The organism is Streptomyces sp. NPDC044002 (assembly GCF_056434525.1).
This window is the reverse complement of record NZ_JBWKEZ010000121.1, coordinates 1-11,755: the sequence shown is the minus strand read 5'-3', so window position 1 is coordinate 11,755 and position 11,755 is coordinate 1. Positions and strand designations below refer to the sequence as shown.

Below are 11,755 nucleotides of genomic sequence, written 5' to 3'. Positions count from 1 at the left end.
CGCGCCTCAAACGCCGGCGGGGCTGTCCATAGCCCCGCCGGCGTTTGAGGCGAACGGGGGCAGGGGCGGAGCCCCTGGGAACGGTGGAAGGGCGGGTAGGGGACCGCCCCGCGCAGCGGCACACGGCGGCCCCGCGCGGCCGCCGGGCGGCCCGCCCCCGGGAGGCCGGCGCCACCGCCCCCGGACTCCCGAACGCCCGGCCAGGGCAGCGGGCACGTAAAGTACGGGCAGGCAGCCGTACGGAACCGGGGGGCGGAGCCGCCGCATGACCACGACGACACCACGGACCGAGGTCCTGGACGCCCCCGAGCCGCCGCCGCCCCCGGCCCCCCGCCCCCGCCGCCACCCCGTGCGGGTCGTCACGGCCACCGCGTGCGCCCTCCTCGGCAGCGCCCTCCTCGCCGGTGCCGCCGCCACCGCCTGGAGCGACCACCGCGCCGCGCACCGCCCCCTGCCCCCGGACGCCGCCTACCGGCAGGCCGCCTCGCTGTGGCGGTCGGCCCCCGCGGACGGCCTGCTGCCGCCCGTACTGGACGCCCCCGACGCCGGCCCCGGCGGAGCCGACCGCCGCTGGACGCGGATCGCCCTGGCGCCCGACGCCGACTGCGCGGCCGCCCTGCCCGCCGCCTGGCGGGCCGCGCTCGCCGCCACCGGCTGCACCCGCGTGCTCCGCGCCACCTACACCGACGCCACCCGCAGCTCCCTCGTCACCGTCGGCCTGGTCTTCACCCCCGCCGACGCCGGTGCCATGGCCGCCCTCCGGGGCCGCCTCACCGTCCCGCCCGCCTACGAGTACGCCGACGCGCGCCGCGCCGCCTGGACGGCGGCGGTCTCCGCCGAGGCCCCGGCCGTCGTCTACGCCGTCTCCGCCTTCGCCGACGGCCGCACCGTCGACAGCCCCGTCCCCGCCGAGGAGGCGGTCCGCGAGGGCGCCACCGGGACCGTCGCCGAAGCCGGGCTAGGCCACGACGCCAAGGCCGCCGCCGACCGGGTCGCACAGGCCCTCACCGCACTCGCCGCCCCGGACGCGGCGCCGGGCGCGGCACCTTCGAAGGGGGCTGCCCGATGAACCCGGCCCCCCTGCGCGCGGCTGCCGCCGCCGGCCTCGCCGCCGCCCTCCTCACCGTGACCGCCGCCCACCCCGCCGCCGCCGACACCATCCGCGACCGGCAGTGGGGCCTGCTCGCCCTGCGCGCCGAGGAGGCCTGGGGCACCACCCAGGGCGACGGGGTCACCGTCGCGGTCCTCGACACCGGCGTGGACGCCACCCACCCCGACCTCAGCGGCCAGGTCCTCGACGGCACCGACCTCGTCGGCATGGGCGCCGGCCGCGGAGACCGCGCCTGGGCCCGCCACGGCACCGCGATGGCCAGCATCATCGCGGGCCGGGGCCACGGCCCCGACCGCTCCCAAGGAGTCCTCGGGATCGCGCCCCACGCGAAGATCCTCCCGGTCCGGGTGATCCTCGAAGAGGGCGACCCGGGCCGGAACAAGGCCCGCGACAGCAAGTCCGGCGCCCTCGCCGAGGGCATCCGCTGGGCCGCCGACCACGGCGCCGACGTGATCAACCTCTCGCTCGGTGACGACAGCGACTCCGCGCACCACGAGGCCGCCGAGGACGAGGCCGTCCAGTACGCGCTCGGCAAGGGAGTGGTCGTCGTCGCCTCCGCGGGCAACGGCGGCGAACGCGGCGACCACACCTCCTACCCCGCCGCCTACCCCGGCGTCATCGCCGTCGCGGCCGTCGACCGCCAGGGCCGCAAGGCGCCGTTCTCCACCCGCCACTGGTACGCCACCGTCAGCGCCCCCGGCGTCGACGTGGTCATCGCCGACCCCGACCGCTCCTACTACGAGGGCTGGGGCACCAGCGCCGCCGCGGCCTTCGTCTCCGGCGCCGTGGCCCTCGTCAAGGCCGCCCACCCGGGTCTGTCCCCGGCCCAGGTCAAAAAGCTGCTGGAGGACACCGCCGCCGAGCGCCCCGCCGGCGGCCGCGACGACGCGAGGGGCCACGGCACGGTCGACCCCGTCGCCGCGCTCCAGGCGGGTGCCGCGCTGCGCCCCGAGGCGCCCGCCCCGGCCGCTGTTGCCGCCGGGCGGCGGTATTTCGGCCCCGGCCCCGAGCAGGCCCGCCCCGCCGGGCGCCCGAAGGTGCCCGGGGTCCCGGCGGCCGCGGCCGGGGGAGCGGTCCTGCTGGTGCTGGCCGCCGTACTGGCCCGGCGCCCGCGCGCCGCACGGCGGGACACGTCGGGATAGGGTCGGTTGATTGTGGCGACCAAGAACATTCCAGACCCCGGTTTCTCCGACGACGACGGCACCGCCGACCCGCGGCTGAGCGCCGCCCTGGCCGCCTGGGCGGCCGACCGGGCGGCCGAACCGCAGCTGCTGGCGGCGCTGAAGGACGCCCGGCTGCTGGTCCCCGTCGTGGCGATGCTCGGCGAGGTCGAGACGGACCCGGAGACCGGCCTCAAGCGCGAGAAGACCAGCGACATGGCCGTGCCGACGCTGACGGCGGGGAACCGGCGGGCGCTGCCCGCCTTCACCTCGATCGCCTCGCTGGCCCTGTGGGACCCGGCGGCCCGCCCGGTGGCGGTCCCGCTGCACCAGGCGCTCGCCGCCGCCGCGCACGAGAAGGCCGACACCGTCGTCATCGACCTGGCGGGCCCCGTCCCGTACCAGCTGACCGGCCCCGCGCTGCTCGCGCTGGCCGAGGGCCGCACGGACGCGGACCCGCTGGCGGACCCGGCGGTGCGCGAGGCGGTACGGGCGGCCGTGGCCGCCGAGCCCGCCGTGCTCCGCGCCCACCTGGCCCGGGGCGGCGCCGACGCGGACGGCACCCTGGCCATCGTGCTCTCCGCCGACGCCGAGCCCGCCCCGGCGGCCCGCCGGGTGGCCGAGGCCCTGGCGGCGGACGAGACCCTGCGCGGCCGCCTCGTACGCGGCCTGGACCTGGCCCTGCTCCCGCCCGGCGGCCCGGTCCCGCCGGGGGAGGCGCTCTTCACGCGCCGCTGAGGCTCCGCCGGGCACTCGGGCTCGCAGCTCGCACGGGCGGCTGAGCCGAAGGGGCGCGCCGGGGGAACAGGTCCGGCCGCGCGGAGGAAACCGTGAGGAACGAGCGGTTTTCGAGCACGGCCGGACCTGTGAGCCCGGCTTGAGCGCCCCGGAGGCGAAGCCGGCCCAAAAAATCAGGCGTAGACCGGGCCCGTGAACTTCTCGCCCGGGCCCTGGCCCGGCTCGTCCTGGACGATCGAGGCCTCGCGGAAGGCGAGCTGGAGCGACTTCAGGCCGTCGCGCAGCGGGGCGGCGTGGAAGGAGCTGATCTCGGTGGCGCTGGCGGTGACCAGGCCGGCCAGGGCGGTGATCAGCTTGCGGGCCTCGTCGAGGTCCTTGTGCTCGGAGTCCGGCTTGTCCAGGCCCAGGTTGACCGCCGCGGCGCTCAGCAGGTGGACGGCCACCGTGGTGATGACCTCGACGGCCGGGACGTCCGCGATGTCGCGGGTCATCTCGTCGTAGTCGGGAGTGGTGGAATCGGAGGGCGTCGCGTCAGTCATGCGCTCCACGATAGGTCGTGCGGCGGCCTTGCATTGCGTGGGGTACTATGTACATCGACCGGCCGGACACCTGTGTGCCCGGCCCACAAGTGGAGGCTCCGATCTCCCACCCGACCACCCTCCGGGGAGGCGGGTCTTCCGGTCAGGCGGTGTCCATCGTTCCGTACGGACGATGGGAAGCCGCCGAGTTGCGCCCCGCGGTTCGCACGCGGCGGTGCTCCGGTTGTTTTGGAGCCCCTGCCTGTGCCCGGCGGGGCTTTTTTTGATTCTCCGCCGCGGTGAGGTCTGACGACAGAAGACGTCAGCGGTTGTCTGCCAGGCAGCCGTGTGGTGCTACCGAGGAGGATCCATCAGCACCGAGCCCCGCATCAACGATCGGATTCGCGTCCCTGAGGTGCGACTCGTCGGTCCCAGCGGCGAACAGGTGGGCATTGTTCCGCTTGCGAAGGCGCTTGAGCTCGCGCAGGAGTACGACCTGGACCTGGTCGAGGTCGCGGCCTCCGCTCGTCCGCCGGTCTGCAAGCTCATGGACTACGGCAAGTTCAAGTACGAGTCGGCCATGAAGGCCCGTGAGGCGCGCAAGAACCAGGCGCACACGGTCATCAAGGAGATGAAGCTCCGGCCGAAGATCGACCCGCACGACTATGACACCAAGAAGGGTCACGTCGTTCGGTTCCTCAAGCAGGGCGACAAGGTCAAGATCACGATCATGTTCCGTGGTCGCGAGCAGTCCCGGCCGGAACTCGGCTACCGACTGCTGCAGCGTCTCGCTTCGGACGTCGAGGAGCTCGGCTTCATCGAGTCGAACCCGAAGCAGGACGGCCGAAACATGATCATGGTTCTCGGTCCGCACAAGAAGAAGACCGAGGCGATGGCCGAAGCCCGCGAGGCGCAGGCCGCCCGCAAGGCCGAGCGCCAGGGTGGTACCGCCGCCGAGGCGGCTCCGGCCGAGACGGAGGCCGTCGAGGCCGCCGCCGAGGTCGAGGCCGACGGCTCCGCCGAGGCCAACACCGAGGCCTGATCCCGGGACAGCCCGTCCTGGATCACCCAACAACATGACGCTCCCGCGAGCCGGTCCCCGGACCGGCGGGAGCGCCACCGACGAGGAGATAACGGCGCCATGCCGAAGAACAAGACGCACAGCGGTACCAAGAAGCGCTTCAAGGTCACCGGCTCCGGCAAGGTGCTCCGTGAGCGCGCCGGCAAGCGCCACCTGCTCGAGCACAAGTCGTCCCGCCTCACCCGTCGCCTGACCGGCAACGCGGAGATGGCTCCCGGCGACGCCGCGAAGATCAAGAAGCTTCTCGGCATCTGATGTCCTCCGCTCCCCCTGGGGAGCGGGACGTCAGCACCGGGACCCCATCGAATTTCCGGGTCGTGTGACGACAACCACGGCCCCGCTACAAGGAGTAAAAAGTGGCACGCGTCAAGCGGGCAGTTAACGCCCACAAGAAGCGCCGGGCGATCCTCGAGGCGGCCTCCGGCTACCGCGGTCAGCGTTCGCGCCTGTACCGCAAGGCCAAGGAGCAGGTCACCCACTCGCTGGTCTACAACTTCAACGACCGCAAGAAGCGCAAGGGCGACTTCCGTCAGCTGTGGATCCAGCGCATCAACGCCGCTGCCCGCCAGAACGGCATGACGTACAACCGCCTCATCCAGGGTCTGAAGGCCGCCAACATCGAGGTGGACCGCAAGATCCTCGCCGAGCTGGCCGTCAACGACGCCAACGCGTTCGCCGCGCTGGTCGAGGTCGCGCAGAAGGCCCTCCCGGCCGACGTCAACGCGCCGAAGGCCGCTGCCTAAGGCCTGGCCGGCCGCGTAAGCAGTCGGCATCCTCGGACCCGCAGGCGATTCGCCTGCGGGTCCGAGTGTTTTCCCCGCACGGCGGGCCGGCCCCCGTACCGCCCGTGCCCGCACCGCTCGCGCCCCGCGCGGCCCGCACCCCGAGAGAGACCGCAGAGACCATGGCCGACCTGGGTCACCACGAGCTGATCTCCCCCCGATCCCCGCGGGTGGCCGCCGCCCGCCGGCTGGCGCGGCGCAACTTCCGCACCAAGGAGCGCCGGTTCATCGCCGAGGGCCCGCAGGCCGTCCGCGAGGCGGTCGAGCACCGCGGGGCCCAGGGCGCGACCCTGATCGAGCTGTTCGCCACCGTCGAGGCCGCCGAACGCTACGCCGACATCGTCGAGGCCGCGCTGCTGGCCGGGGCCCGCGTCCACTACGCCTCCGACGAGGTGCTCGCCGACGTCTCGCAGACCGTGACCCCGCAGGGCCTGGTCGGTGTCTGCCACTTCCTGGACTCGCCGTTCGAGGACATCCTCAAGGCCGGGCCCCGCCTGGTCGCCGTCCTCGCCCACGTCCGCGACCCCGGGAACGCCGGCACGGTCCTGCGCTGCGCCGACGCCGCCGGCGCCGACGCCGTGGTGCTCACCGACGCCTCCGTCGACCTGTACAACCCGAAGTCCGTACGCGCCTCCGTGGGCTCCCTCTTCCACCTCCCCGTCGCCGTCGGCGTGCCGGTGGAGCATGCCGTGGAGGGTCTGCGGGCCGCCGGAGCGCGGATCCTCGCCGCCGACGGGGCGGGCCAGGACGACCTGGACGCCGAGCTCGACGCGGGCACCATGGGCGGGCCCTCCGCCTGGGTCTTCGGCAACGAGGCCTGGGGCCTGCCCGAGGAGACCCGGGCCCTCGCGGACGCCGTCGTCCGGGTCCCGATCCACGGCAAGGCCGAGAGCCTGAACCTCGCGACGGCCGCCGCCGTGTGCCTCTACGCGTCCGCCCGTGCACAGCGGGCGCCCGGAGGGTGCCGCTCCGTGACCCCCAGCTAGTAATGTGGCGGTCCGGGGGCCCACTGAGCTACCCGGAGATGTGGGGTACGGGGACATGACCGTCGGTACGAACAGCTCGCCGGGGGCCGCTGACGCGGCCGAGGAGCCGTTCGGGCAGGCCCCGACGCCCCCCGGCGCCGAGCGGCCCGGCCGGACCGTGCCCGGCCCCGGCGCGCCCGGCGGCGCACCGGCCCCGGCGGCCGCCCCCGACGCACTCGGCTTCGTACCGCCGCAGGCCGGGCGGTCCGATGCGCGCGGGCCCGCCCGGACCCCCGGCGAGGGCGCGGACCCCGTCATCGACCCCGACGAGCTGCCCGACGGGCTCGTCGTCGCCGACCACACCGGGCACGTCGTCTGCTTCAACCGGGCCGCCTCTCGAATCACCGCCATCCCCGCCGGCCAGGCCATCGGCGCCCGCATCGAGCGCGCGCTGCCCCTGGAGGACCTCGAAGGCCGCCGCTGGTGGACGCTGACCGACCCGTACGGGGGACTCGCCACCCGGCGCGGCCAGCCCGAGCGGAACCTGCTGCTGCCCGGCGGGCGCGAGGTGCTCGTCTCCGCCCGCTACGTGCGCACCCACCCCACCGGCCCCCTCAGCCGCCTCGTGGTCACCCTGCGCGGCACCGAGGCCCGGCGCCGCACCGAACGCAGCCACGCCGAGCTGATCGCCACCGTCGCGCACGAGCTGCGCTCCCCGCTGACCTCCGTGAAGGGGTTCACCGCAACCCTGCTCGCCAAGTGGGAGCGGTTCACCGACGACCAGAAGCGGCTGATGCTGGAGACCGTCGACGCCGACGCCAACCGCGTCACCCGGCTGATCGCCGAGCTCCTCGACATCTCCCGCATCGACTCCGGCCGCCTGGAGGTCCGCCGCCAGCCCGTCGACCTCGCCGCCGCCGTGGGCCGCCACGTCCAGGCCCTCACCGCGAACGGCCAGGCACCCGAGCGGTTCCTCGTACGGGTCAGCAGCCCGCTGCCCGACTGCTGGGCCGACCCCGACAAGATCGACCAGATCCTCGGCAACCTCCTCGAAAATGCGGTGCGCCACGGTGACGGAACGGTCACCATCGACGTGGCACCGCACGAGAAGGGAACAGCCGTCACCGTGACCGACGAAGGCCCCGGAATCCCCGAGGAGTCGATGGCCCGCGTCTTCACCCGCTTCTGGCGGGGGAGCAAGCGCGGCGGCACCGGCCTGGGCCTGTACATCGTCAAGGGCATCGTGGAGGCGCACGGCGGCACCATCACGGTCGGCCGCGGCCCCGGAGGCGGCGCCGAGTTCCGATTTATCCTGCCCGTGAGCGCCCCGGCCTACCTCACCCAGTAACCCTGCGGAGAGTCTCACCGGGCGGCCCACGGGCTCCTCCACCCCCGGCGGCCCTTAGACTCGTCCTTTGGCACCTTTGTGTCCTTGTGCCGATCGAGCCCGAGGCGTTTCGATCACGTCGCGCGGGGACCCACCAGCCAGCCATCGGAAGTACGGGAAGAGATGTCGGCACCGAACAAGTCGTACGACCCTGTCGAGGTCGAGGCACTGAAACCGGAAGAGATCGAGCGCATGCGGGACGAGGCGCTCGCCGCCTTCGCGTCCGCCGGCGACCTCGACGAGCTCCGCGAGGCGAAGACCGCGCACATGGGCGACCGCTCGCCCCTCGCGCTCGCCAACCGCGAGATCGGCGCCCTGCCGCCCCAGGCCAAGGCCGAGGCGGGCAAGCGCGTCGGACAGGCCCGCGGCGCCGTGAACAAGGCCTTCGGGGCCCGCACGGTCCAGCTGGAGGCCGAGCGCGACGAGCGGGTGCTGGTCGAGGAGGCGGTGGACGTCACGCTGCCCTACGACCGCGTGCCCGCCGGCGCCCGCCACCCCCTGACCACGCTGATGGACCGCATCGCGGACATCTTCGTCGGCATGGGCTACGAGGTCGCGGAGGGCCCCGAGGTCGAGGCGGAGTGGTTCAACTTCGACGCCCTCAACTTCACGCCCGACCACCCGGCGCGCCAGATGCAGGACACCTTCTTCGTCCAGGGCCCCAAGGGCACCGAGGGCGACGAGTCCGGCGTCGTGCTGCGCACCCACACCTCCCCGGTGCAGGCGCGCTCGCTGCTGGAGCGCAAGCCCCCCGTCTACATCGTCTGCCCCGGCCGCGTGTACCGCACGGACGAGCTCGACGCGACGCACACCCCGGTCTTCCACCAGGTCGAGCTGCTCGCCGTCGACGAGGGCCTGACCATGGCCGACCTCAAGGGCACCATCGACCACATGGTCAAGGAGCTCTTCGGGGAGCAGACCACCACCCGGCTGCGCCCGCACTTCTTCCCCTTCACCGAGCCGTCCGCCGAGATGGACATGCAGTGCTACGTCTGCCGCGGCGAGTCGGTGGGCAACCCCGACCGCCCCTGCCGTACCTGCTCCAGCGAGGGCTGGATCGAGCTCGGCGGCTGCGGCATGGTGAACCCGAAGGTGCTCACCGCCTGCGGTGTGGACCCGGAGAAGTACAGCGGGTTCGCCTTCGGCTTCGGCATCGAGCGGATGCTGATGTTCCGTCACAACGTTGAAGACATGCGAGACATGGTCGAGGGTGACGTGCGCTTCACCCGGCCGTTCGGGAGTGAGATCTGATGCGCGTCCCGCTTTCCTGGCTGCGGGAGTACGTCGACCTCCCCGCGGGCGAGACCGGCCGTGACGTGGCCGCCAAGCTGGTCGACGCCGGCCTGGAGGTCGAGACCGTCGAGACGCTCGGCGCCGGCCTCAAGGGCCCCCTCGTCGTCGGCCAGGTGCTGACCATCGAGGAGCTCGAAGGCTTCCGCAAGCCGATCCGCTTCTGCACGGTCGACGTCGGCACCGCCAACGGCACCGGCGAGCCGCAGGAGATCGTCTGCGGCGCCCGGAACTTCTCCGTCGGCGACAAGGTCGTCGTGGTCCTGCCCGGCGCCGTCCTGCCCGGCGACTTCGCGATCGCCTCGCGCAAGACGTACGGCAAGACCTCGCACGGCATGATCTGCTCCGGCGAGGAGCTCGGCATGGGCGACGACGGCACGCACGGCATCATCGTGCTGCCGCCGGAGTACGAGCCGGGCACAGACGCGATCGAGCTGCTCCAGCTCGTCGACGAGGTCCTCGACATCGACATCACCCCGGACCGCGGCTACTGCATGTCCATGCGCGGTGTGGCCCGCGAGGCCGCCACCGCGTACGGCCTGCCGCTGCGCGACCCGGCGCTGCTCGACGTCCCCGCGCCGAACTCGTACGGCTACGCCGTGCAGATCTCCGACCCGGCCGGCTGCGACCGCTTCACCGCCCGCACGGTGACCGGCCTCGACCCCGAGGCGCGGTCCCCGATCTGGCTCACGCGCCGCCTCCAGAAGGCGGGCATGCGCCCGATCTCGCTGGCCGTGGACATCACCAACTACGTGATGCTGGAGCTCGGCCAGCCGCTGCACGCCTACGACCGCTCCCGCCTCGACGGCGCCATCGGCGTCCGCCGTGCCGAGCAGGGCGAGAAGTTCACCACCCTCGACGGCGTCAAGCGCACGCTCGACGCCGAGGACCTGGTGATCACCGACAGCAGCGGCCCGATCGGGCTCGCCGGTGTCATGGGCGGCGCCAACACCGAGATCGCCGACTCCGTCACCGACCCGGAGACGGGCGCCGTCACCGGCACCACCGACGTGGTGATCGAGGCCGCGCACTTCGACTCCGTGTCGATCTCGCGCACCGCCCGCCGCCTGAAGCTCTCCTCCGAGGCCTCCAAGCGCTTCGAGCGGGGCGTCGACCCGCAGGCCGCCGCCGCGGCCGCGCAGCGGACCGTCGACCTCCTCGTGCTGCTCGCCGGCGGCACCGCCGAGGCCGGCGTCACCGAGCTCACCGCCCCGGGCGCCCCGCGCACCATCGCGATGGGCGCCGACCACCCGGACCGGGTCGCGGGCATGGAGTACGGCCGCGAGACCGTCGTGCGCCGCCTCCAGGAGATCGGCTGCGACGTCTACGGCCAGGACGAGCTCGTCGTCACCGTCCCCTCGTGGCGGCCCGACCTCGCCGAGCCCAACGACCTCGCCGAGGAGGTCATCCGGCTGGAGGGCTACGGGAACCTCCCGTCCCCCCTCCCGCAGGTGCCCTCCGGCCGCGGCCTGACCGCGCGCCAGCAGCTGCACCGCCGGGTCGGCCGCGCGCTGGCCGGCGCCGGCTACGTCGAGGCGCTGAGCTACCCGTTCATCGGCGAGGCCGTCTTCGACCAGCTCCAGCTGCCCGCGCACGACGCGAGCCGCCAGGTCGTCAAGCTGGTCAACCCGCTGTCCGACGAGGAGCCGGCGCTGCGCACCACGCTGCTGCCGGGCCTGCTGGGCGCGCTGCGCCGCAACGACAGCCGGGGCAGCCACGACCTCGCGCTCTTCGAGACCGGTTCGGTCTTCCGTGCCGCCGCCGAGGCGGGCGTCGCCGTACGCCTGCCCGTCGACCGGCGTCCCACGGACGAGGAGGTCGCCACCCTCGACGCGGCCCTGCCCGCGCAGCCGCGGTACGCCGCGGTCGTGCTGGCCGGTGCGCGCGAGCAGGCCGGCTGGTGGGGCAAGGGCCGTCCGGCCGACTGGGCGGACGCCGTCCAGGCCGCCCGCGCGCTGGCCGTCGAGGCCGGCGCCGAGCTGGTCGTCCGCCAGGGCCAGTACGGCCCCTGGCACCCGGGCCGCTGCGCCGAGCTGGTCGTCACCCTCGACGGTGTCGAGCAGGTCATCGGCCACGCCGGCGAGCTGCACCCGCGCGTGGTCAAGGCCATGGGCCTGCCGGCCCGCACCAGCGCCATGGAGCTCGACCTGGACCGCCTCGCGGCGGCCGGCGGCGAGGCCGTGCAGGCGCCCCGGATCTCCACCTTCCCGGTGGCGACCCAGGACGTCGCGCTGATCGTGGACGCCTCCGTCCCCGCCTCGGCGGTGGAGGACGCGCTGCGCAAGGGCGCCGGCGAACTGCTGGAGTCGCTGCGGCTGTTCGACGTCTTCACCGGTGAGCAGGTCGGCGCGGGCAAGAAGTCCCTCGCGTACGCGCTGCGCTTCCGCGCGGCCGACCGGACGCTGACCGCCGAGGAGTCGACGGCGGCGCGCGATGCCGCGGTGGCGCTGGCCGGCGAGCGGACCGGGGCGGTGCTGCGGGGCGCGTAGCGCCTTTCGCTTGAATCGCTCTGAGGGGCGCGTCCGGACCACCGGACGCGCCCCTCACCCGTTCGGGTGGCGTGCGGGTGCCGCTGCGGCGGGGCCGCCGCTGCGCGGGGCGAGTTCCCCTACCCGCCCTTCGCCCGTTCCCTGGGGGCTCCGCCCCCAGACCCCCGCGCCTCAAACGCCGGCGGGGCTGGAATTTCGCTGCGCGAAATCCAGCCCGCGCGACGTTTGAGCGCA

11 protein-coding genes are annotated in these 11,755 nt (G+C 74.0%); 10 read left to right on the top strand and 1 reads right to left on the bottom strand.

The features are described 5' to 3' along the window. Window positions 1–265: 265 nt before the first annotated feature. From AC07A6_RS40435 to AC07A6_RS40425, 3 genes are read left to right on the top strand one after another with little or no spacing between them, the layout of a single operon-like run. On the top strand, window positions 266–1,069 hold the full coding sequence (locus AC07A6_RS40435; protein WP_362473783.1) for a hypothetical protein: 804 nt from the start codon (window positions 266–268) through the stop codon (window positions 1,067–1,069). Beyond that, window positions 1,066–2,253 carry a type VII secretion-associated serine protease mycosin gene (gene mycP, locus AC07A6_RS40430; protein WP_478780424.1) on the top strand — a complete coding sequence of 396 codons (1,188 nt, stop codon included), beginning with the start codon at window positions 1,066–1,068 and terminating at the stop codon, window positions 2,251–2,253. The genes AC07A6_RS40435 and mycP overlap by 4 nt, the downstream gene beginning before the upstream one ends. Before the next feature lie 12 nt (window positions 2,254–2,265). After that, window positions 2,266–3,009 carry an SseB family protein gene (locus tag AC07A6_RS40425; protein ID WP_478780423.1) on the top strand — a complete coding sequence of 248 codons (744 nt, stop codon included), beginning with the start codon at window positions 2,266–2,268 and terminating at the stop codon, window positions 3,007–3,009. A gap of 173 nt (window positions 3,010–3,182) precedes the next feature. On the opposite strand, the gene AC07A6_RS40420 is transcribed toward AC07A6_RS40425, so the two are convergent. Next, window positions 3,183–3,548: a DUF1844 domain-containing protein gene (locus tag AC07A6_RS40420; RefSeq protein ID WP_042800665.1), complete on the bottom strand. Its 366-nt coding sequence runs from the start codon at window positions 3,546–3,548 to the stop codon at window positions 3,183–3,185. Window positions 3,549–3,873: 325 nt separating this feature from the next. Here AC07A6_RS40420 and infC point away from each other — a divergent pair, with 325 nt between their 5' ends. The 7 genes from infC to pheT all read left to right on the top strand — a co-directional run bounded on the left by infC (window position 3,874) and on the right by pheT (window position 11,521). Further along, complete coding sequence (infC, locus tag AC07A6_RS40415; protein ID WP_362473773.1) at window positions 3,874–4,569, top strand: translation initiation factor IF-3; 696 nt, start codon at window positions 3,874–3,876, stop codon at window positions 4,567–4,569. Between the two features lie 99 nt (window positions 4,570–4,668). Next, a complete protein-coding gene (rpmI, locus tag AC07A6_RS40410) occupies window positions 4,669–4,863 on the top strand; it encodes a 50S ribosomal protein L35 (protein ID WP_030770466.1) in 195 nt (64 codons plus the stop codon). Between the two features lie 101 nt (window positions 4,864–4,964). Continuing rightward, window positions 4,965–5,351 carry a 50S ribosomal protein L20 gene (gene rplT / locus AC07A6_RS40405; RefSeq protein ID WP_007263143.1) on the top strand — a complete coding sequence of 129 codons (387 nt, stop codon included), beginning with the start codon at window positions 4,965–4,967 and terminating at the stop codon, window positions 5,349–5,351. Window positions 5,352–5,521: 170 nt separating this feature from the next. Continuing rightward, a complete protein-coding gene (locus AC07A6_RS40400) occupies window positions 5,522–6,376 on the top strand; it encodes a TrmH family RNA methyltransferase (protein ID WP_478780425.1) in 855 nt (284 codons plus the stop codon). 55 nt (window positions 6,377–6,431) lie between these two features. After that, window positions 6,432–7,703 carry a sensor histidine kinase gene (locus tag AC07A6_RS40395; protein WP_362473768.1) on the top strand — a complete coding sequence of 424 codons (1,272 nt, stop codon included), beginning with the start codon at window positions 6,432–6,434 and terminating at the stop codon, window positions 7,701–7,703. A 162-nt stretch (window positions 7,704–7,865) separates the two neighbouring features. Next, complete coding sequence (gene pheS, locus AC07A6_RS40390; RefSeq protein ID WP_285546213.1) at window positions 7,866–8,993, top strand: phenylalanine--tRNA ligase subunit alpha; 1,128 nt, start codon at window positions 7,866–7,868, stop codon at window positions 8,991–8,993. Continuing rightward, the gene (pheT, locus tag AC07A6_RS40385) at window positions 8,993–11,521 is read left to right on the top strand and encodes a phenylalanine--tRNA ligase subunit beta (RefSeq protein ID WP_478780422.1); all 2,529 of its coding nucleotides are present in this window, start codon (window positions 8,993–8,995) and stop codon (window positions 11,519–11,521) included. The genes pheS and pheT overlap by 1 nt, the downstream gene beginning before the upstream one ends. Window positions 11,522–11,755: the final 234 nt, after the last annotated feature.